General features: G+C 65.1%; 17 protein-coding genes. 3 read left to right on the top strand and 14 right to left on the bottom strand.

Annotation, left to right across the window (positions count from 1 at the left end):
- The 8 genes from miaB to trpS all read right to left on the bottom strand — a co-directional run bounded on the left by miaB (position 1) and on the right by trpS (position 6,370).
- Positions 1–1,374 (bottom strand): tRNA (N6-isopentenyl adenosine(37)-C2)-methylthiotransferase MiaB, encoded by a 1,374-nt coding sequence (gene miaB, locus AC1DDS_RS11150; RefSeq protein ID WP_477479020.1) that lies wholly within the window; start codon positions 1,372–1,374, stop codon positions 1–3.
- Positions 1,375–1,442: 68 nt separating this feature from the next.
- Positions 1,443–2,231: a lyso-ornithine lipid O-acyltransferase gene (gene olsA, locus AC1DDS_RS11145; RefSeq protein ID WP_477478958.1), complete on the bottom strand. Its 789-nt coding sequence runs from the start codon at positions 2,229–2,231 to the stop codon at positions 1,443–1,445.
- Positions 2,232–2,269: 38 nt separating this feature from the next.
- Positions 2,270–2,698 (bottom strand): Fur family transcriptional regulator, encoded by a 429-nt coding sequence (locus tag AC1DDS_RS11140; protein WP_310411635.1) that lies wholly within the window; start codon positions 2,696–2,698, stop codon positions 2,270–2,272.
- 64 nt (positions 2,699–2,762) lie between these two features.
- A complete protein-coding gene (locus AC1DDS_RS11135; protein WP_477478957.1) occupies positions 2,763–3,254 on the bottom strand; it encodes a GNAT family N-acetyltransferase in 492 nt (163 codons plus the stop codon).
- 5 nt (positions 3,255–3,259) lie between these two features.
- Positions 3,260–3,919 carry a tRNA (adenosine(37)-N6)-threonylcarbamoyltransferase complex dimerization subunit type 1 TsaB gene (gene tsaB / locus AC1DDS_RS11130; protein ID WP_477478956.1) on the bottom strand — a complete coding sequence of 220 codons (660 nt, stop codon included), beginning with the start codon at positions 3,917–3,919 and terminating at the stop codon, positions 3,260–3,262.
- A gap of 30 nt (positions 3,920–3,949) precedes the next feature.
- A complete protein-coding gene (locus AC1DDS_RS11125) occupies positions 3,950–4,519 on the bottom strand; it encodes a NifU family protein (protein ID WP_310411643.1) in 570 nt (189 codons plus the stop codon).
- A 132-nt stretch (positions 4,520–4,651) separates the two neighbouring features.
- A complete protein-coding gene (locus AC1DDS_RS11120) occupies positions 4,652–5,143 on the bottom strand; it encodes a universal stress protein (protein WP_310411646.1) in 492 nt (163 codons plus the stop codon).
- 162 nt (positions 5,144–5,305) lie between these two features.
- On the bottom strand, positions 5,306–6,370 hold the full coding sequence (gene trpS, locus AC1DDS_RS11115; RefSeq protein WP_477478955.1) for a tryptophan--tRNA ligase: 1,065 nt from the start codon (positions 6,368–6,370) through the stop codon (positions 5,306–5,308).
- Between the two features lie 286 nt (positions 6,371–6,656).
- On the opposite strand from trpS, the gene AC1DDS_RS11110 reads away from it, so the two are divergent.
- A complete protein-coding gene (locus tag AC1DDS_RS11110) occupies positions 6,657–7,142 on the top strand; it encodes a YcbK family protein (protein WP_477478954.1) in 486 nt (161 codons plus the stop codon).
- Between the two features lie 32 nt (positions 7,143–7,174).
- Here AC1DDS_RS11110 and murJ read toward each other — a convergent pair whose 3' ends face one another.
- The 3 genes from murJ to mutS form a co-directional block, all read right to left on the bottom strand.
- The gene (gene murJ, locus AC1DDS_RS11105) at positions 7,175–8,767 is read right to left on the bottom strand and encodes a murein biosynthesis integral membrane protein MurJ (RefSeq protein WP_477478953.1); all 1,593 of its coding nucleotides are present in this window, start codon (positions 8,765–8,767) and stop codon (positions 7,175–7,177) included.
- Positions 8,764–11,601, bottom strand: coding sequence for a [protein-PII] uridylyltransferase (locus tag AC1DDS_RS11100; RefSeq protein WP_477479019.1), 2,838 nt, complete (start codon positions 11,599–11,601; stop codon positions 8,764–8,766). Before AC1DDS_RS11100 ends, murJ begins: the two co-directional genes overlap by 4 nt.
- A gap of 139 nt (positions 11,602–11,740) precedes the next feature.
- Entirely contained in the window at positions 11,741–14,485 is a 2,745-nt protein-coding gene (gene mutS / locus AC1DDS_RS11095) for a DNA mismatch repair protein MutS (protein ID WP_477478952.1), read from the bottom strand.
- Between the two features lie 124 nt (positions 14,486–14,609).
- Here mutS and AC1DDS_RS11090 point away from each other — a divergent pair, with 124 nt between their 5' ends.
- Complete coding sequence (locus AC1DDS_RS11090; RefSeq protein WP_477478951.1) at positions 14,610–16,895, top strand: NADP-dependent malic enzyme; 2,286 nt, start codon at positions 14,610–14,612, stop codon at positions 16,893–16,895.
- A 344-nt stretch (positions 16,896–17,239) separates the two neighbouring features.
- On the opposite strand, the gene dnaA is transcribed toward AC1DDS_RS11090, so the two are convergent.
- The 3 genes from dnaA to mutM form a co-directional block, all read right to left on the bottom strand.
- A complete protein-coding gene (dnaA, locus tag AC1DDS_RS11085) occupies positions 17,240–18,793 on the bottom strand; it encodes a chromosomal replication initiator protein DnaA (protein WP_310411662.1) in 1,554 nt (517 codons plus the stop codon).
- A gap of 869 nt (positions 18,794–19,662) precedes the next feature.
- Positions 19,663–19,929 carry a 30S ribosomal protein S20 gene (gene rpsT, locus AC1DDS_RS11080; protein ID WP_310411665.1) on the bottom strand — a complete coding sequence of 89 codons (267 nt, stop codon included), beginning with the start codon at positions 19,927–19,929 and terminating at the stop codon, positions 19,663–19,665.
- Positions 19,930–20,214: 285 nt separating this feature from the next.
- Positions 20,215–21,105 (bottom strand): bifunctional DNA-formamidopyrimidine glycosylase/DNA-(apurinic or apyrimidinic site) lyase, encoded by an 891-nt coding sequence (mutM, locus tag AC1DDS_RS11075; protein WP_477478950.1) that lies wholly within the window; start codon positions 21,103–21,105, stop codon positions 20,215–20,217.
- Positions 21,106–21,280: 175 nt separating this feature from the next.
- Here mutM and ubiE point away from each other — a divergent pair, with 175 nt between their 5' ends.
- Positions 21,281–22,060: a bifunctional demethylmenaquinone methyltransferase/2-methoxy-6-polyprenyl-1,4-benzoquinol methylase UbiE gene (gene ubiE / locus AC1DDS_RS11070; RefSeq protein ID WP_477478949.1), complete on the top strand. Its 780-nt coding sequence runs from the start codon at positions 21,281–21,283 to the stop codon at positions 22,058–22,060.
- Positions 22,061–22,073 lie beyond the last annotated feature (13 nt).

Below are 22,073 nucleotides of genomic sequence, written 5' to 3'. Positions count from 1 at the left end.
TCAACCGATCGCCTCAGCGAAGAGGCTGTTGGGGCCGGCACCGGTGATTCGCACCCTTATAATGTCACCGATTTCGGAACCTTTTGCATCAATATTAACAGGCTGCAACCAGGGCGAACGTCCGACGAGTTGGCCGGGCATGCGCCCCGGTTTTTCAAGCAGAAGGTCGATATTCTTGCCGACGCAACCTGCGGCGAAGGCCGTCTGCTGTTCGAACAGCAGGGCCTGCAATCTTTCAAGGCGTTCGGACTTTACACCTTCCGGGACCTGCCCGTCCATCTCCGCGCCCGGCGTGCCCGGCCGGGTCGAATACTTGAACGAGAACGCCTGCGCGTAGCCGACCTTGCGCACGAGCGCCATCGTGTCCTCGAAGTCCGCCTCGCTCTCGCCGGGGAAGCCGACGATGAAGTCACCGGAAATGGCGAGATCGGGCTGGACGGCACGGATGCGCTCGATCAGCGCGACGTACTCGGCCGCCGTGTGGCGCCGGTTCATCGCCTTGAGGATGCGGTCCGAGCCCGACTGCACCGGCAGGTGCAGATAGGGCATCAGCTTCGGCAGGTCGCGGTGGGCGGCAATCAAAGCGTCGTCCATGTCGCGCGGATGGCTGGTCGTGTAGCGGATGCGCGCCAGCCCGTCGATCTCGGACAAGCGGCCAAGCAGGGCGCCGAGCCCCAGTTCGACGCCGTCGGGACCGATCCCGTGCCAGGCATTGACGTTCTGACCGAGCAGGGTGATCTCGCGCACGCCGGCCTCGACCAGTCTCTCCGCTTCGGCAACGATCTTGGCCATCGGGCGGGAGACTTCGGAGCCGCGCGTATAGGGCACGACGCAGAAGGTGCAGAACTTGTCGCAGCCCTCCTGCACCGTCAGGAACGCCGTGACGCCGCGGGCGCGGGTCTGCGCCTTCTGTGGCGCGGGCAGATGGTCGAACTTGTCCTCGATCGCGTAGTCGGTCTCGACGACGCGCTCGCCCTGCTTGGCGCGCCTGAGCGCCTCCGGCAGGCGATGGTAGGTCTGCGGGCCGATGACGAGGTCGACCGCCGGCGCGCGGCGCAGGATCTCGTCGCCTTCGGCCTGGGCGACGCAGCCGGTGACGCCGATCATGAATTCGCGGCCTTCCTTGGCGCGCGCCTTCTTCATGTCGCGCAGGCGGCCGAGTTGCGAGTAGACCTTTTCCGCCGCCTTCTCCCGGATGTGGCAGGTGTTGAGGAGGACGAGATCGGCGTCCTCGAGCGTGGTAGTCGCCTCGTAGCCGTCCTTCGACAGCGCATCCGTCATGCGCTCGCTGTCGTAGACGTTCATCTGGCAGCCATAGGTCTTCACGAACACCTTGCGGGTGTTGGCGATCGCTGGCTGCTTCTGCTCGGCCATCTCGGTGGCGGAAATCTGGTCGGTCATGGCGGCTCTTTAGTCGAAATGGCCCGGAAATTGAAGCCCTTTCACCGCCCACGCAGCCGATCGCCGAGCATCTTGCGGATTCGTGCCTCCACCTCGCGGCTGACGACCTTGCGGTTGCTCGACGGGTCGTAGACGATCATCTCGCCAAAATCGACATCCACGTCGAGCGCACCCTCCTTCAGGATGCCGAGCAGATGCGGGATCATCGCGATGTCGCCTGGCCAGGCGGCGATCGGGCGATGATAGCGCCCCATCGCCATGCCGTGAACACCGGTATAGGCAATCGAAACCGGCTGGATGAAAACCGTGCCGCCCGGTGCCGCGGAGGCGGCGGTGGCGGCGGCACCGAACAGCGAGGTCTTGATCTCCAAGAGCCGGTTGCCGTCCGAGGTCGTGCCCTCCGGAAACAGAACGACGACCTCGCCGCCGGCGAGACGCCCGGCGATGTCGTTGACCTGCTCGCCGGTCTTGCGCTTCTCCTCGCGCACGACGAAGATCGACGCCTGGAGACGGGCGAGAAGGCCGAAGACCGGCCAGCCCCGCACCTCGGCCTTGGCGATATAGACGACATCGGCAATCGAGCCGAGCACGAGAATGTCCTTCCAGGACGCGTGGTTGGCCGCCAGCATCAGCGGCCGGCGCCGCTCCAACGTTCCATGCACCCGCACCTTCAACCCGATCAGCCGGCAGGCCGCGCGATGCCATAGCCGTGGAATGCGCCGGCGAAGCCTCAGGTCGAGGTGGAGGGCAACGAGTTGGACCGGCAGCAGCGCCAACGTCACGAGCGCCAGGCAGGAAAGGGCAAGGACGATGCGGAGCCAGGCGATCAAGCGGGTCTTGCGAGCAGACGGCGCCTCGTCAGACCGCCTTACTCGCCCTCCTTCTTCAAGGGCACGCCATAGAGCTCCAGCCGGTGATCGACGAGCTTGAAGCCATGCTCGCGCGCGATCCGTTCCTGCAGCGCCTCGATTTCCGGCGAGTGGAACTCGATCACCCGGCCGCTCTTCAGGTCGATCAGATGATCGTGGTGCTCCTCGGGAACCGTCTCGTAGCGCGACCGTCCGTCGCGGAAATCATGACGCTCGATGATGCCGGCATCCTCGAACAGCTTCACCGTGCGGTAGACCGTCGAGATCGAGATGCGCGGATCGACCTCCGCCGAGCGGCGATAGAGTTCCTCCACGTCGGGATGATCGGCAGAACTCTCCAGCACGCGGGCGATGACGCGGCGCTGCTCGGTCATGCGCATGCCGCGCTCGACGCAAAGCTCTTCCAGCGTTTTCTCCGGTTCTGTCATTTCGCATTATTCCCGTCGCAAGCATGCCGGTGTGCATCGAAATGCGACACCGCTCACAAGGGGACTAGCGAAGATCGCGCCTCATGACAAGCGCCGTGGACCGTCCACCGGCACCCTCGTAGTAGGCTTTCCGTTCGCCGACCTTGATGAAGCCGAGCTTGTCGTAGAGCCTCAGCGCGGCGATGTTGCCCTCATCCACCTCGAGGAAGATCTCGTCGGCGCCGCGCATGCGCGCCTCGCGCAATGCCGCCAGCATCAGCCGCCAGCCGAGGCCGGCGCGCTCGAAGCGCGCATCGACGCTAATCGTCAGGATCTCCGCCTCGCCTGCCGTGGCCCGCGCCAGCACGAAGCCGCCGGCCGACCGACCGGATTTGTTCACCTGCCAGGCGACGAAGCCGAAGACGGTGTCCTGGGCGAGCAGCGAATGAAACTCGCCGTCACTCCAGGCGCGGGCGAAGCGCGCCTTGTGCAGGCTTGCTGCCACGCCGCGATCGCCCGCCGCTATCGGAAAGATTTCGAACTCCGGCTTGCGAATGAAAAAGTCGGTCAGCGCCACGGCAATCAGGCCCTCGCAATGGCAAAGCCGGCCTGGGGCTTGGCGTCCGGGCCGCGAAGATAGAGTGGTTTCGGCCGATCGGCCGCGGGATCGGCAAGCGCGCCGAGCCGCGCGACCATGTCGATGGAGAGGCTGTCCGGCAAGCCGACCGTCTCGCCATCGCCGAGCAGCGGCGCAGCCGAACCGATGACGGCGCCTCCTGCCTTGGCCGCAGCGATCCGTGCTTCATCGAGGGAGAGCACGGCCGCTTGGCCGCCGGGCTGGCCGTCGGCCGAAAAGGGCTGGCAATAGGCTTCGCCGCGCTTGGCGTCGATCGCGACGAACACCGGCATCCCTGGCTGGTCACGCAGATGCTGCGCAGCCAGACAGGCGAGCGTCGTGACGCCGACGGAGGGAATGCCGAGCGCCAGCGACAGGCCGCGCGCGGCCGCGACCCCCACACGGATGCCGGTGAAGGAACCCGGGCCGATCGTAACGGCGATCCGCTCGATCTGCGGCAGGTCGACACCGGCATTGCCCAGCGCCAGGTCGATGAACTCCATCAGGCGCTCGGCATGGCCGCGGCCGATGTCCTCGCCGGCAGCGCCAAGCGTCTTGTCCGCATCACTGTCGTAGATGGCCGCGTTGCAGCCGCTGCCGGAGGTGTCGATCGCCAGCAGGATCATCGGAGGCACCCGGTCGGCGGGTGCCGGAATTTACATGACAGCTTCAACTTCCTGCACTTCCGGTATGAAATGGTGCAACAGCTTCTGCACACCGTGTTTCAGCGTGGCGGTGGACGACGGGCACCCGGAGCAGGCGCCTTTCATGTTGAGATAGACGCGGCCGTCGCGATAACCCTTGAAGGTGATGTCGCCGCCGTCCTGCGCGACCGCGGGACGGACGCGAGTGGCCAGCAGCTCCTTGATGGTGGCAACGATCGCCTCGTCGCCCTCGTCGTAGAATTCGCCTTCCTCGTTCTCCTCGGCACCCAACGCCCCATCGGCAAGAATGGGCTGCCCGGACATGAAATGCTCCATGATCGTGCCGAGGATCGCCGGCTTCAGATGCTGCCAGTCCGCGTCCTCCTTGGTGACCGTGATGAAGTCGTAGCCGAAGAACACACCGGTGACGCCCGGTACGGCAAACAGGCGCGCGGCGAGCGGCGAAGCGGCGGCGGCTTCCGTCTCGCTGCGAAACTCGGCCGTGCCCTGCTCCAGCACGATCTTGCCGGGCAAGAACTTCAAGGTCGCCGGGTTCGGCGTGGTTTCGGTCTGGATGAACATCGTTTCGTCTCCATGCTGCTGGGCCGTGCCCGCGGCGAACTGTTTAGAATTATTCAAAAGAAAGATAGACTTTTCCCTGCGCCGCATCAAGGGACCGGCGGCAAATTCACGCGCTCGCCAGCCGCAAGCCGATCAACTCAGCGCGTCGAGCTCCTCGTCTGTCAGGTCTTGCGGAATGACCGTCACGGGGATCGCAAAGGTCGCGCTGCGACCGGCGAGCGAGGAGACCAGCGGCCCCGGCCCCTCCTTCGTCGCGCCGGCTGCCAGCACCAGGATCGCGATGTCCCGGTCGTCTTCGATCTGGGCGTTGATCTGCTCGGTTGCGTTTCCCTCGCGGATCACCGTTTCCGGTTCGATGCCGAGCGTTTCGCGCAGCGACTGGGCGACCTTTGCAAGGATTGCTTCGGCTTCCTCGCGCGCTTCCGCCCGCATGATCTCTTCAACCCCGAGCCACTCGCGAAAATCGCCGGCGGGAATGACGTAGAGCAGCACCACGGCACCGTTGGAATTCTTCGCCCGTGAGGCGGCATAGTGGGTCGCACGCCGGCACTCGGGCGTTTCGTCGACGATCGCCAGGAACTTCCGGCGATGGCCGTCCAGGCGTGAAAGTCGTTGCGATACCATTGTGCATTCACCTTCCGGCCGATTCCATTGCAGCTTATACCAAATCGCGACAATGGGAATTGGCAAGCGTCAACGTCAGGCGACCAGCCACGTACCGCTTGCCTTCGATGCCCAGCCTCGCCCTCTCCCGGCACGCCGGAAAAGGGCGCAGGCACTGCAACCTCAGCGCAAGAAGCCGATGATGTCGGAGACTTCGCCCATTGTCTTCTCCGCCCGCTCGCGCGCTCGCTCGCCGCCGCTACGCAGGATGGCGTCGATGTGGCTGGTGTCGTCCATCAACCGGCGCATCTCCTCCGTGATAGGCGAAAGTACGCTGACGGCGAGGTCGACCAGCGCCGGCTTAAAGGCGGAAAACTGTTGGCCGCCGAACTCAGCCAGAATGTCCGCCTTCGATCGGTCGGAAAGGGCAGCATAGATGCCGACGAGGTTCTCCGCCTCGGGTCGGCCCTTCAGTCCTTCGACCTCGCTCGGCAGCGCGTCCGGATCGGTTTTGGCCTTGCGGATCTTCTTCGAGATCGTATCGGCATCATCCATCAGGTTGATGCGCGACAGGTCGGAGGGATCGGATTTCGACATCTTCTTGGTGCCGTCGCGCAGGCTCATGACGCGTGGCGCCGGCCCGCCGATCAGCGGCTCGACCATCGGAAAATAGGCATGCACCGGCTCGTCGCCGACCGTGATGTCGATGCCGGTTCCGGTGCGGCGGATCTTCTCCTGGAAGTCCAGGTTGAACTTCATGGCGATGTCGCGGGCCAGCTCCAGATGCTGCTTCTGGTCGTCGCCGACCGGCACGTGGGTGGCGCGATAGACGAGAATGTCGGCCGCCATCAGGCTCGGATAGGCCAGCAGGCCGAGCGAGGCGTTCTCGCGGTCCTTGCCGGCCTTGTCCTTGAATTGGGTCATCCGGTTCATCCAGCCGATGCGGGCGACGCAATTGAAGACCCATGCCAGTTCGGCATGGTGCGGCACCGCTGACTGATTGAAAACAATATGCTTTTCCGGGTCGATGCCGGAGGCAATGAAGGCGGCGGCGATCGAGCGGATCTGGCCGGGCAGGTCGTCGTGGACCAGTTGCGCGGTGATCGAATGCAGGTCGACGACGCAGTAGATGCAGTCGTTGCTTTCCTGCAGGGCGACGAACTTGCGAATCGCGCCGAGGTAGTTGCCGAGATGGAGATTGCCCGTCGGCTGGACGCCGGAAAAGACGAGCGGTTTGAAAGTGGTCATGTTGTCCTCGTGAGGCTGGTGGAGGGCCCAAGCAGCGATCGCTGCAACAGGTTCACGCCGGCGCTTATGCACGGCGACAAAGCCACAATCAAGGGGCGACCCTTGGGAGAGAACACCGGCCGCGCGCGTAATCGCGCCAAGCGGACACCGCGTTTACCCTACTTCTTAAGTATTATCTAATATTAGCAATTTTATCCGCAGAAAAGCCTTTTTCTGGATTTTAGTTCTCGCTTGGGCAGAAGGGGGACTCCGATCAGCACGCCTGACGGGCAAAGGGAGAGGTATCATGCGAAATGCCTGTTCCATCCTGCTGGCCGGCCTGTTCACGCTTTCGTCGCTCGTCATGGGCGAGGCGCAGGCCGGTGATCACACGAAAGTACCGTTGCGAACGCCGAAGGCCCGCATCACGCTGGCCTATGCGACACAGACGCCCCGCGTTCGGCACAGTTGCTTCCCGGGCAAACTGCATGCGGTCCTGGCGTATATCGCCGCCAAGACCGGCCGGCGCCCGCTCGTTACCTCCGGTCATCGCACCGGCGGCCGCCGCGGCTCCTATCACCGCAAATGCATGGCGGCCGACATCCGGGTTCCCGGCGTTTCGGTGAGCAAGATCGTCGCCGCGGCCAAGGCGGCGCCGGGCATCGGCGGCATCGGCACCTATTGCAACGGCATCGTCCATGTCGACGTCGGACCGAGCCGGCGCTGGAACTATTGCGGGGGCGGTCGGGCGCGCTCGAAGAAGCAGAAGGCGACGACGGTGGCCATGCGTTGAGCGTCGGGCTCCGCGGTGACGGGCGATCGGCCTCAGTCGCCGCCTGCCGGCGCGTCCGGCTTTGCGGTCTTGCGCCCGATGTTGCGTCGGATCATGCGGAGATCGGCGCCGCCGATGAGGAAGGCCACGCCGAAATAGACCGCCATGGCAAGCGCGACCAGCGCACCGAGCGCTGTGACCTGGTCGAGCAGCGGCGACGTCGGCGCCAGCCAGCCGGCGAGCGCCTCGGAGGCGTAGTCGAGGCAGACCGCCATGATCACCGTCGCGATCACAAGCCGCGCCACGCGCCAGGCCAGCGCCTTCTCCAGCGGCCAGTGGCCACGCCGGACGAGCGTTGCGAACAGGAAGATCGCCGTCAGCCAGCCGGAGGTCGCCTCGGCCGTGGCGATGCCGCGCTCGTAGAAGAAGGGAAAGAGCGACACGGCGAGCACGCAATTGATGATGACCGAGAGCATGGTGATGCGCATCGGCGTCTTGGTGTCCTCGCGGGCGAAGAAGCCCGGATTGAGCGCCTTGATCATCACGAAGCCGGGAAGTCCCAAACCGTAGATCGCCAGCGTCCCGGCAACGACGGAGGTCGTCTCCGGCGAGAACGCACCGCGCTCGTAGAGAACCCGCACGATCTCGTCCGAGATCACCCAGAGCGCGCCGGCCGCCGGCAGCGTCAGAAACAGCACGAACTCCATCGAGCGGTTCTGCAGATTGCCGGCTTCCTTTTCATGGCCCGCCTTCAGCGCCCGCGCCAGCTCGGGCAACAGCACGACGCCGACGGCGATGCCGACGACGCCGAGCGGCAGTTGGTAGACGCGGTCGGCATACTGCAGCACCGAGATCGCCCCGTCCTTGGTGGAGGCGATCATCTGGCCGATGATCTGATTGATCTGGGTGATGCCACCGGTCACCGCCGCCGGCAGCGCCAGCCACAGGAGCCTTTTGACGTTGGGCGTCATCCGCGGCCGGCGGAAGCCGATGCGCATCCCGGCGTGCCGCACCCCGGCATAGAGCACCGCCATCTGCAGCACGCCGGCCGCAAGCACGCCCCAGGACAGATACCAGGCGGTTTCGAGCGGCGCGGCACCGGTGTAGAGCGCAAGGCCGAGCGCGCCGATCAGCACGACGTTGAGGAACACCGGCGCCACGGCCGCGGCGAAATAGTGATGCAGGGAGTTCAGCATGCCCGACAGCATCGCCGTCAGCGACATGCACATCAGGTAGGGGAACATGACGATCGCCAGTTCCACCGCCACGTCGAACTTTTCCGGTTCGCCGACGAAGCCCGGCGCGATGACCCAGGCCACCAGCCATGGCATCGCCAGCTCCATGGCGATGGTGATGATCATCAGCACCGTGAACAGAACGCCGAACACCTCCTCGGAAAAGCGCTTGGCCCCGTCGATGCCGCCCGCCTCGATCTCCTTGGCAAACAGCGGCACGAAGGCGGCATTGAAGGCCCCTTCGGCAAAAAGCCGGCGGAAGAGGTTGGGGAAGCGGAACGCCGCATAGAAGGCGTCGGCCATCGGGCCGGTGCCGAGGGCGGCGGCCATCAGCGTCTCACGGGCGAAACCGAGGATGCGGCTGCCGAGCGTCGCTCCGCCGACGGTCGCGAATTTCCTGACCAGACTCATTCTTTGGTTCTTGTCCCTGCCTGCGTGCCGACCGGCGCGAGAATGCCGGAGGGCATCCGGTCGCGCGCCTCGTCCGCCTCCTCGGCCATGACGGCCTTGAGGCGGGCGGCGATGTTGTTCTGCCGGTTCTCGTTGGTGATCTTGTGGCCGAGCAGATCGGTCACGTAGAAGGTGTCGATCACCTTCTCGCCGAAGGTGGTGATGTGCGCGGAGGCGATGTCGAGCGACAGGTCGGAGAGCACCGCCGTCACCTCCGAGAGCAGGCCCGGACGGTCGAGGCACTCGATCTCGATGACGGTGAACTTGTTCGACAGCGTGTTCGAGATCGTCACCGCCGGCGGAACAACGAAGGTCTTTGCGCGCTTGCGGCCGCGCGTTCGCGTCGCGATCACTTCCGGCAGCCGCTTGCGGCCGGAGAGCACATCCTCGATCATCTTGCCGATGCTGGCCGCACGGCGCATTTCGTCGGAATCGTTTGGAAACTCGCGGTTGACCAGGATCGTGTCGAGCGCGCGCCCGTCCGAGGTGGTGAAGATCTGCGCATCGACGATGTTTGCCCCGGCTGCGGCACAGGCGCCGGCGATCACCGTCAAGAGCCGCGGATGGTCCGGCGACAGCACCGTGATTTCCGTGATGGCGTGGAAGGAATCGGTGCGCACCATTGTGGCGAGCGCCTGGCCCACCTTATCGGCGCCGCGGATGAACGCGGCGTGGCGCGCCTGGTCCTCCAGCGGCACAGTCAAAAGGTAGGGATCGTAGTGCAGCTGGGTATAGGCATCGCGATCCTTCTGGCTCCAGTCGACCAGCGCCTCGTGCAGCCTCTCGCGCGCGAACCTGGCGCGCTCCTTGCGGGAGACTTCGGAAAAGCCGCCCGAAAGCAACAGTTCGGTCTCGTAGTAGAGCGTGCGCAGCAACTGGCCCTTCCAGCCGTTCCAGACGCCGGGCCCCACCGCGCGGATATCGCAGACGGTCAGGATGAGCAGCATCTTCAGCCGCTCCATCGAGCGCACCTTGTCGGCGAAGTCGACGATGGTCTTGCGGTCGTTGAGGTCGCGCGTCTGCGCCACCATCGACATGACCAGATGCTCTTCGATCAGCCAGACGACCGTCTCGGTCTGCTTCGGTGAAAGCCCGAAGCGCTGGCAAAGCTTGCGCGCCACCCGGGCGCCGGCAACGGAATGGTCCTCCGGCCGGCCCTTGGCGATGTCGTGCAGCAGCACCGCCACATAGAGCGAGACGCGGTCCTCGATCGCCGGCATGATCTGCGCGGTGAGCGGATGCGCCTCGGCCTCGCGGCCCTGGTCGATCGCAGACAGCACGCCGACGGAGCGGATCAGGTGCTCGTCGACCGTATAGTGGTGATACATGTTGAACTGCATCATCGCGACGATCTTGCCGAAATCGGGGATGAAGCGGCCCAACACGCCCGACTCGTTCATGCGCCTGAGGCTCAGCGTCGGATCGCGCGGCGAGGTCAGGATCGACAGGAACAGCCGGTTCGCCTCGTCGTTCTCGCGCAGCGCGTTGTTCACCAGCTTCAGCGACCGGGTGACGAGCTTCAGCGCGTCGGGATGAAACTCGAGCCCATTGATATCGGCGATGTGGAACAGCCGGATCAAGTTGACCGGATCACGCTTGAACACCTCCGGGTCGGCGATGGTGATGCGCCCGCGATCGTCGACGAAATCGAGCGTGCCCGGGATCTTGCGGTTGCGGCGGGCAAAGCGGTTGATCGCCGCCGAAATCCCCGGCGCTTCCTTGGCCTGCTGGTCCTCCAGCGTGGCGCAGAAGATCCGCGTCAGGTCGCCGACGTCCTTGGCCACCAGGAAATAATGCTTCATGAAGCGCTCCACCGCCGACAGGCCGGGGTGCGGCTGATAGCCGAGGGAGGCGGCGATTTCCGGCTGGACGTCGAAGGAAAGCCGTTCCTCGGCCTTGCCCGTCAGGAAGTGCAGTTGGCAGCGCACGGCCCAGAGAAAGTCTTCCGCCTTCTGGAACAGCTTGAACTCGTGACGGGAGAGCACGCCGAGCTTCACCAGTTCCTCGGTGTCGCGGACGTGATAATGGTACTTGGCGATCCAGAAGAGCGTGTGCAGGTCGCGTAGCCCCCCCTTGCCCTCCTTGATGTTCGGCTCCACCAGGTAGCGCGTATCGCCCGCCTTGCGATGCCGCTCGTCGCGTTCGCTGAGCTTGGCGGCGATGAATTCCGGGCCGGTGCCGCGCATGATCTCGCGCGTAAAGCGCGTCCACAGCTCGTCAAACAGCGGGCGCGAGCCGCAGAGATAGCGGGCCTCGAGGATCGCGGTGCGAATCGTCATGTCCCCCTTGGAGAGCTGCACGCTCTCCTCGATATTGCGGGTCGCGTGGCCGACCTTGAACCCCATGTCCCACAGGATGTAGAGCATGAACTCGATTGCCGGCGCGCTCCACGACGCCGGCTTGGCCGGCAGCAGGAAGAGAAGATCGATGTCCGAGCCGGGCGCCAGTGTGCCGCGTCCGTAACCGCCGACGGCGGTCACGGTGATGCGCGCGGCCTCGGGCGCCATCGCGGCGTTGAAGATGTGGTTCAAGGCAAAATCGTGCAGCACCGTGATGATCTGGTCCTGCAGCCAGGAGAGCCGCGCGGCACACGCAAGGCCGCTTCCGTCGACGGACAGCAGTTCGCGCGCCTGCTCGCGCCCTTCCGTATAGGCCTTCTTCAGTTCGCCGAGGAGCGCCTTGCGCATCTGGTCGCGGTAGTCGGCATGCGCGCTTGCGATGAATTCGCAACGCCCCTTGAGAGCGGCGATATCGAGCAGGCCCGAATGGCCCGGAGCAGTAACCTTGCTGTCCATCGAATGCCGGTCGCCCGCTTTCTGTTGCTCCATCGTCACCCTTCAGTGCCAGGTCATCGCCCTTGGGTGCTAGGCGTATAGCCTTTTTCGGCGCGCCGCGACAGTCGTTCCCGGCGCTGGGGTCAACCGGGCTCGACACCTACCCTTTGCCGACCTCCCGCTTCAGGGCATAGAGCGCCTCCAGAGCCTCGCGCGGCGACATGTCGTCCGGGCTGAGCCCTTTCAGCATCTCGTCCACCTTCGACACGCCGGCGCTCTTCGCCTCTTCGCGGCGCACCGCCACCTGGAACAGCGGCAGGTCGTCGATCAGCTGGCTTGCCGGGTTCTTGCGGTCAGCGTCCTCCAGCTTGGCGAGCACGTCCTTGGCGCGCGCGACCACCGACGCCGGCAGGCCGGCAAGCCGGGCCACCTGAATGCCGTAGGAGCGGTCGGCCGCACCCGGTCCGACCTCGTGCAGGAAGATCACTTCGCCGTCCCACTCCTTCACCCGCATCGTGGCATTGGAAAGGCGGGCGAGCTTTTCCGACAGCACCGTCAGCTCGTGGAAATGGGTGGCGAACAGGCCGCGGCAGCGGTTGGCCTCGTGCAGGTGCTCGACTGCCGCCCAGGCGATCGAAAGCCCGTCGAAGGTCGCCGTGCCACGTCCGATCTCGTCGAGGATGACGAGCGAATGCTCGGTCGCCTGGTTGAGGATCGCCGCCGTCTCGACCATCTCGACCATGAAGGTCGAGCGCCCGCGTGCCAGGTCGTCCGAGGCGCCGACGCGGGAAAACAGCCGGTCGACAATGCCGATATGCGCGCTTTCGGCGGGCACGTAGCAGCCCATCTGCGCCAGGATGGCGATCAGCGCATTCTGGCGCAGGAAGGTCGACTTACCGCCCATGTTCGGACCGGTCAGGAGCCAGATCGCACCATCCCCCTTGGTACCCGTGCCGCCCTTCGGCGACAGGTCGCAGGAATTGGCGACGAAGGGATTACCGGCCTGCTTGCGCAGCGCCTGCTCGACCACCGGATGGCGGCCACCGACGATGGCAAACATCTTCGAGCGGTCGACGACTGGCCGGCAATAGGCCTGCTCCTCGGCGAGCACCGCCAAACCTTGCGAGACATCGACCACCGAAAGGGCACGCGCTGCTGCCTTGATCGCATCGGCCTCGGCGACGACGGCCGCGGTGAGAGCATCGAAGGCGGCAAGCTCGATCGCCAGCGCCCGGTCGGCCGCATTGGCGATCTTCGTCTCCAGTTCGGAGAGCACCGTCGTCGTGAAGCGCATCGCGCCGGCCATCGTCTGGCGATGGATGAAGCGGGCCTTCGCCTCGTCGCCATCCGTCAGCGCCGAAGCGTTGCCCGCCGAAACCTCGATGAAATAGCCGAGCACGTTGTTGTGCTTGATCTTCAGCGACTTGACGCCGGTCTCCTCGGCATATTGCAGCTGCAGTCCGGCGATCACCCGGCGCGACTGGTCGCGCAAGGCCCGCATCTCGTCGAGTTCTGCATCCGCGCCCTCGCGGATGAAGCCGCCGTCTCGCTTCAGGAGCGGCAGTTCTTCGCCGAGCATGCCTTCAAGCTGCTGCGTGAGGGCAGAGGGTAGTGCGGCGATCGCGGCAAGGGCTGCGTCCAGTTCCCCTTCCAGCCCCTGCCCGGCCATCATCCGCGCCACGGCATCCGAGGCCCGCAGACCGTGCAGCAGGGCGCCGAGGTCGCGCGGTCCGCCGCGGCCGAGTGCCAGCCGCGACAGTGCCCGCGGCATGTCCGGCAAGAGCTTGAGCATATCGCGAAGGTCGGAGGCAAACGACGGCCGCTCCAGGAGCGCGGCGATCGAATCGAGCCGTTCGTTGACCGGCTCCGGGTCGGTCAGCGGTGACATCAGCCGCTCGGCCAGCAGCCGGGCGCCGCCGCTCGTCACGGTGCGGTCGAGCGCCTTCAGCAGCGTGCCGCTCTTTTCGCCCGACAGCGTGCGCACCAGTTCCAGATTGGTTCGCGTCGCCGGGTCGATGAAGAGCGTCGAGGCCGAGCTTTCGCGCTCCGGCGGCCCCAGAGGCGGGCGCTCGGCAATCTGCGTCTTCTCGACATAGGCGACCGCCGCGGACGCCGCCGAAAGCTCGGCGCGCGAGAACGAGCCGAAGCCATCGAGCGTGCCGACGTCGAAGTAACGGGCGATCCGCGCTTCCGCCGTGGCACTGTCGAACAGCACCGCCGGCTGGGGCACGGCGACCCGGCCGAGCACGTCGATCACGGGGCGGAATTCCGGATCGTGGAACAGCGTGTCAGGCACGATCAGTTCGCGCGGTTCGATGCGCAGGATGTCGGCGAGCAATCGCTGCTGCGTGGTCTCGGCCAGCCGGAAAACACCGGTCGAGATGTCGATCCAGGCCAGCGCAAGCGCCGGTACCGCGCCGCCGCGGATGCGCGACAGCGTCATCAGGTAGTTGGCGTCCCACGGCGAGAGCAGCTTCTCCTCCGTCAGCGTGCCGGGCGTGACGAGCCGAACCACGTCGCGGCGGACCACCGATTTCGAACCGCGCTTCTTCGCCTCGGCCGGATCCTCGACCTGCTCGCAGACGGCAACGCGAAAGCCGAGCGCGATCAGCTTCTGCAGGTAATCGTCGGCCGCATGCATCGGCACGCCGCACATCGGGATATCCTGCCCCATGTGCTGGCCGCGCTTTGTCAGGGTGATCCCCAGCGCCCGCGCCGCATCCACGGCGTCCTGGAAGAACAGCTCGTAGAAATCGCCCATGCGGTAGAAGAGCAGACTGTCGGGATTGTTCGCTTTGATTTCGATATACTGCTCCATCATCGGCGTCGCCGATGCGCGGCTTGCCTGGCTGGCGAGCTCGGCGGTCGTCAGTATGTCGCTGTTACGCAGGATTTGGTCGTTCACGGAAAGACTGTTCAACGAAAAAAAGAAGTGTCACCCTAGCCGCGGGTCGCTATAGAACACAACACCTGAGGGGTGTCGCACGCACGCTTCCCACAGGAGCTTACTTCAAGACATGGGGAGACCGATGGCGGACACCAGCAAGACGAAACGGGCAGTTGCGAGCGTAACCGATCAGGAAGCACTGGATTTTCACGTCCATGGCCGGCCCGGCAAGCTGGAAATCACGCCGACCAAACCGATGGCGACGCAGCGCGACCTGTCGCTCGCCTATTCGCCGGGCGTCGCCGCTCCGGTCAAGGCGATCGCCGAGGATCCCTCGCGCGCCTATGACTACACGACGCGCGGCAACATGGTCGCCGTCATCTCCAACGGCACGGCGATCCTCGGCCTCGGCAATCTCGGCGCACTCGCCTCCAAGCCGGTGATGGAAGGCAAGTCCGTCCTCTTCAAGCGCTTCGCCGACGTCGATTCGATCGATCTCGAGGTCGACACCGAAAACGTCGACGAGTTCATCAACTGCGTCCGCTATCTCGGCCCCTCCTTCGGCGGCATCAACCTCGAGGACATCAAGGCGCCGGACTGCTTCATCATCGAGCAGCGGCTGCGCGAACTGATGGACATCCCGGTGTTCCACGACGACCAGCACGGCACCGCCATCATCGCCGCCGCCGGCCTGATCAACGCGCTGGCGCTGACGGGGCGCGACTTCAAGACGACGAAGCTCGTCTGCAACGGCGCCGGAGCGGCGGCGATCGCCTGCGTCGAACTGATCAAGGCGATGGGCTTCGCGCCTGATAACGTCATCCTCTGCGACACCAAGGGCGTCATCTACCAGGGCCGCGAAGACGGCATGAACCAGTGGAAGTCGGCGCATGCGGTCAAGACCGACCGCCGCAGCCTGAAAGAGGCGCTGGTGGGCGCCGACGTGTTCTTCGGGCTGTCGGCCAAGGGGGCGCTGACGGCGGAGATGGTGAAGTCGATGGCGCCGCAGCCGATCATCTTCGCCATGGCCAACCCCGATCCGGAGATCACCCCGGAAGAGGTCGCCCGCATCCGCAACGACGCCATCGTCGCAACGGGACGGTCGGACTATCCGAACCAGGTCAACAACGTCCTCGGCTTCCCCTATATCTTCCGCGGCGCACTCGATGTCCGCGCCACGACGATCAACGACGCGATGAAGATCGCCGCCGCCGAGGCGCTGGCGAGCCTCGCCAAGCAGGACGTGCCCGACGACGTCGCCGCCGCCTATCAGGGCAACCGCCCCCGCTTCGGCGCGCAGTACATCATCCCGGTTCCGTTCGACCCGCGCCTGATCTCGGCCATTCCCGTCGCCGTGGCGAAGGCTGCGATGGACACCGGCGTCGCCCGCCGACCGCTGCTCGACCTCGACGCCTATGCGCGCGAGTTGAAGGCACGGCGCGATCCGATCGCCTCGACCCTGCAGAACATCTATGCGCGCGTGCGCCGGCATCCGAAGCGCGTCGTCTTCGCCGAGGGCGAGGAAGAGCAGATGATGCGGGCGGCCGTCTCCTACGCCAACCAGCAGCTCGGCACCGCCATCCTGCTCGGCCGCGAGGATCGCATGCGCAGCGTCGCCGAAAAGGCCGGCATCGTTCTCGACCGGCCGGGGATCGAACTGCTCAACGCCCGCATCTCCAAGCGCAACGACGCCTATACCGACTATCTCTACGCCCGCCTGCAGCGGAAGGGCTACCTCTTCCGCGATGCCCAGCGGCTGATCAACAACGACCGCAACCATTTCGCCGCCTGCATGGTGGCGCTCGGCGATGCGGACGGGATGGTCACCGGGCTGACGCGCAACTACTCCACCGCGCTCGAGGACGTGCGCCGCTGCATCGACCCCAAGCCCGGCCACCGCGTCATCGGCGCCTCGCTGGCGCTCTGCCGCGGCCGCACCGTGCTGGTCGCCGACACCGCCGTGCACGACATGCCCTCGGCGGAGGAACTGGCCGACATCGCCGAGGAGGCCGCCGGCCTTGCCCGCAAGCTCGGCTACGAGCCGCGCGTCGCCATGCTCGCCTATTCGACCTTCGGCCACCCGACGGGCGAGCGTTCCGAGCGTGTGCGCGAAGCGGTGAAGATCCTCGACAAGCGCCGCGTCGACTTCGAATTCGACGGCGAAATGGCCGCCGACGTGGCCCTGAACCCGAAGATCATGGAGCAGTATCCGTTCTGCCGCCTCTCCGGGCCCGGCAACGTGCTGGTCATGCCGGCGTTCCACTCCGCATCGATCTCGACGAAGATGCTGCAGGAACTCGGCGGCTCGACCGTGATCGGCCCGCTGCTGGTCGGCCTCGACAAGCCGGTCCAGATCGTCTCGATGGGCGCAAAGGATAGCGACATCGTCAACATGGCGGCGCTGGCCGCCTATAACGCAGGCGTTTGACCGTTGGCAGCCGCCCCGTCTGGTGAGACGAGGGCGTAACGGTTCCCACTAGCCCGGGCGCAAGCGATTGCTGCGCCCGGCGCTGCGACCCGCGGCCGTCGACAGGCGACAGCAAACAACAGCCGGATTCGCACGCAGACCTCCGGTGCCAAGGCATGCTGCCGAAAGTGCAGCCGGTTTGGGACGAGACGTGCGACAAGCCAAAGAAATCGAAAACGCGGCGAGCAGCCCAGAAAGGCTCCGCTCGCCGCGCTTTTAGCCGGCTATGCAAGCAATAGGCAAAAAGAAGCCCGGGGCCTCGTACTCCCCGGGCTCAAGGGCCGCACCCCCAGGCGGGCTCCGGCTTATTCGTTGATCAGGCGCTTCAGCAGCTCGATCTCGTGGCTGAGCTTGGTGTCGCCGGCGATCAGATCCTCGATCTTGCGCACGGCGTGCAGCACCGTCGTGTGGTCACGACCGCCGAAACGCCGGCCGATCTCCGGGAAGGAACGCGGCGTCAAGGTCTTCGACAGATACATGGCGATCTGGCGCGGCATCACGACGACACGCGTGCGCCGGCTCGACACCAGTTCCTGGCGCGAGACGTTGTAGTGCTTGGCGACGACACGCTGGATGTCCTCGATGCGCACCCGGCGGGGCTCGCCGGCGGCAACCAGGTGCGCCAGCAGCTCGTCGACGCGCTCGACCGTCAGCTGCGGCTCGAAGGTGCGGCGGAACAGGAGCTGGTTGAAGGCTCCCTCAAGCTCGCGGCCGCTCGCGGTGATGTTGCGGGCGACATGGCTGAGGATGTCGGCCGGGATGTCGAGCGATGCGTCCTCCTGGCGGGCGACTTCGAGGCGACGCTTTAGGATATCAAGGCGCATCTCGTAGTCCGGCGCCTCCATTTCGATCGCCACGCCGCCCTGCAGGCGGGAGCGCACGCGCGGATCGAGCGATTCCAGCTCCCAGGGTGCCCGATCGGCCGCGACGACGACCTGCTTGGCAGAATCGAGCAGCATGTTGAGGAGGTGACAGAACTCGTTCTGGATCGAATTGCCCTGCAGGAACTGCATGTCGTCGATGACCAGCAGGTCGATGTTGCGCAGCGTCTCCTTCAGCGACAGCGCGTCGTTGTCGCGGATCGCGGTGGCAAAGCGCCACATGAAGTATTCGGCGGTCAGGTAGACGACGCGCGGGCTGCGGGCGCTCGAAAGGGCCGCATTGGCGATCGCCTGCAGGAGATGGGTCTTGCCGAGGCCGACGCTGGAATGGATGAACAGCGGATTGAACCGCACAGCACCGGCGCCGGCTTCCGCGATCGTCTTGGCAGCGGCGAGCGCCACCCGGTTGGACGAACCCTCGACGAAGCCATCGAACGTGTAGCGCGGGTCGAGCGGCGACCCGAAGAGCGTGCCGGCTTGCGTCGGCTGACGCTGCGGCGCGGCCGGCGGCGTGATACCGGCGGCGACCTGGGCGATCGGCTGCGGACCGGCGGCGCGGCGCGGCTGGACGGCCGGCGCGACTTCGGTTGCCGTCGCAACCTCCTCCGCGCCGGGGCGGGTGCCACGCATCGCGGTACGGACCAGGATTTCAACCTTCAGGATTTCCGCGTCTTCCTGCTGGAAGAGCGAGGTGATGAGGTCGAGATAGCGGTTGTTGATCCAGGATTTGAGGAAGGTCGTCGGCACGGACAGCCGCACGACGCTCTTGGACTGGGAGTGAAGCTTCAGCCGGCCGAACCAGCTGGCATAGACATCCTGGCCGACCTGCGCCTTGAGGCGCGCGCTGACCCGCTCAAAGAGGGCGTCATGCTTGGTCTCGGACTTGTCCCCTGGCTTATCGCTTCCTTCCGCGATTGCATTAAGTGCGTGATCCCCGTTTCCGAATGCACCTACAGACGTAGCCGTGTTCGTTTGCATTTTGCCGCCTTTCAAGTTCAGTCGATGCGCCGGCAAGTCATGCCGGCACCCTTTTATATGTCCATCCTCCACCGCCTCTGCCGGAGCCATCGGCAGGCGGTCTCGGTTATTGCCGGTCGCGTCGCCCCCACTGCCGGACGCGGCCAACATTTTTTGGGCAGATCCAGCGGTCGCGGCCATCGGCCGCGCCGTCCAAACTGCCCTTCCACGACGCGAACTCCTCGTACCGATCGCGCGCGGCATTCCCTCATCCGGCCTCCTCGTGGCTGCCGTCCTCGCGGCTCCACCGGACACGGCTGTTGGACGGCAAAAAATTACCGTTCCGGCCCCCTTCGCGCGGCGGCCGGTCAGCTGCTTCCGGTGTCAGATGAGACGGAGCTATGCACTCCGCTACAGGGTCGAACCGTCTCCCACCACCCGAACGAGCAGTGTTTGGCGTTTCTATATGCTTGCGTGTGCGCCCCCTGTGGAAGGCATTTAGGCAGGATCAAACGGTAGAATCAATGCCCTATTTTACGCAATATTAAGCCGTGGCCGTTGACTCTGGTGACGCAATTTGACTCAGGAAACCGGGCGTTTCGAAGAATCTGTTATGAATCAATGGCTTTGATTTTTCCGGGGTTTCAACGGGTGCGCGAATCAAAAAAAATAATTATTCGCTTGACTCATAAGCCGCCGCAATTGCCCCCACCCTAGGTGGCATCCCAGCCAGCATCCTCGCGCAAGCCTTTGTTTTTAAAGCATTTCTTCTGTCATCACGCTGACATGGAGCAGCTTTGCACGTTAACCATAGCGGCGACAAAAAGGCAAAGAAAAAGCCCGGCGAATCCGCCGGGCTCCTCCAAATTTGCATAGCTCGCGCTGTGATATCAGGCCGAGAGGGCCTTCACGCGGTTGGCGAGTCGCGAAACCTTGCGCGAAGCGGTGTTGGAATGCAGCACGCCCTTCGTGGCGGCGCGCATCAATTCCGGCTGGGCTGCCTTCAGCGCCGCAGCGGCCGCGGCAGCATCGCCGGAGGCGATTGCCTCCTCGACCTGACGGACGAAAGTGCGGACGCGCGAACGGCGAGCCTTGTTGACTGCGGTGCGGCGAGCGATCTTGCGGGTCGCCTTCTTCGCCGAAGTGGTATTGGCCATGGATGCCTCTCTTCAGATACCAGACACAAACTCCGCCTTCGCCGTGCCGGGTCACTGCGACCTGTCATTCAAGCAATTCGGGAGCAATATCGGAAAACCTTGGAAGGGGCTTTCCAAAACTGTGGCCGGCGTATAGCGGGAATTGGCAGGCACGTCAACGCGCAAATTGAAGAAATGCCACACCGGCATATGCGCTGGACCGATTCAGAATTCGGGCTTTTCTGCACTTTTGGCCGGGCGGCACGACTGCCGCCCAACCGAGCCGCCTTTGTCCGTACCAAGACGCTATTTCTGGCAGGCCGCACACTGGAATGTCGAGCGCCCGCTCTGGACGATGCGGCCGATGGTGCCCTTGCAGCCGGGCGTGCGGCAGGCTTGCCCCTCCCGATCGTAGACCGAAAACGAATGCTGGAAGTAGCCGAGCGAGCCGTCGGCGCGGATGTGGTCGCGGAGCGTCGAACCGCCCGCTTCGATCGCCTCGGCGATCACCGCGCGGATCGCCTCCGTCAGAAGCGAGAGTTCCTTTCTCGGCTTGCCCGCCGCCGTCACCAGCGTGCCCGCGGCCCGCTCCGGCGACAGATGCGCCCGCCACAGCGCCTCGCACACATAGATATTGCCGAGGCCGGCGATCGTCTTCTGGTCGAGCAGCGCCGCCTTCAACGGCAGGCTCCTGCCGCGGAAGCGCGCGGCGAGATAGAGCGCGTCGAGCGCGTTGCCGGTTGGCTCCTCGCCGAGATCGCGCAGATAGGGATGTTCGGTGAGCGCCTCGCGCCGGGCGAGATCCATGAATCCGAAACGGCGTGGGTCATTATAGATGACACGGCGCGGGCCACCCTCGGCCTGAAGATGCAGCACCACATGGTCGTGCCGCTCGTCCTTGCCGCGCGGCACATGGAAATCGCCGGGCACCGCCTCGCCCGTCCCCTCCGCCACGCGGAAGGAGCCCGACATGCCGAGATGGGCGATGATGACATCGCCACCCTCGAGATCGATCAGCAGATACTTCGCCCGTCGCCCGAGCGCGAGCACCCTTCGCCCGGTGACGACCTCGGCGAAACGATCGGGAAACGGAAAGCGCAGGTCCGGTCGCCTAAGCTCGGCGCGCGCGATCACCGCCCCCTCCATCACCGGCGCCAGCCCGCGCCTGACCGTCTCCACCTCCGGCAATTCCGGCATCGTCAGCTCCTTGAAGGGATTTAACCGTGCGGCGCATTTGCCGCAGCCCGGCAATTCCCTATCGCCCATCTTTATTCTATATACCAGCGCGACGATGCCGCAGGCCGAAATCGCGCCGGCGCGCAACCGCGGCGCGAGCGGCACACCGCCGGCGGCGCATCAGGTGGAGACAGGCATGAGCGATCGGGAACGCACGTCGGCGAATGGCGGCATGGAAACCTCCTACGGTTTCCGCCAGGTGGGTGCGGGCGAGAAGCAGGCGCTCGTCAACGACGTCTTCCACAAGGTCGCCAAGCGCTACGACATCATGAACGACATCATGTCCGCCGGCCTGCACCGGGCCTGGAAGGACGCGATGATCGCCGCCCTCAACCCGCGCAAGGACCCGGCCTACCGCACGCTCGACGTCGCCGGCGGCACCGGCGACATCGCGTTTCGCATCATCGAGGCCTCGGATCGGCTGGCGCACGCCACCGTGCTCGACATCAACGGCTCGATGCTCGCCGTCGGCGCCGATCGCGCGGCGAAGAAGGGGCTTTCCGCCAATCTCGATTTCGTCGAGGCCAATGCCGAGGAACTGCCCTTCGAGGCCAATTCCTTCGACGCCTACACGATCGCCTTCGGCATCCGCAACGTGCCGCGCATCGACGTCGCCCTCTCGGAGGCTTACCGCGTGCTCAAGCGCGGCGGCCGGCTGCTCGTGCTGGAATTCTCCGAAGTCGAGGTGCCGCTGCTCGACCGCTTCTACGACGCCTGGTCGTTCAAGGCGATCCCGCAGTTCGGCAAGATGATCACCGGAGAGGCCGAACCCTACCAGTACCTGGTCGAATCCATCCGCAAGTTTCCGAACCAGCAGGACTTTGCCGAGATGATCCGCAAGGCCGGGTTCTCGCGGGTCTCCTTCACCAACTATACCGGCGGCATCGCCGCCCTTCATTCCGGCTGGAAGCTCTGATGCGGTCAGATTT

The sequence above is a fragment of the Mycoplana sp. 10N416 genome (assembly GCF_056394765.1).
Note: the sequence above shows the minus strand (reverse complement) of the source record. Positions and strands in the feature narration are given on the sequence as shown.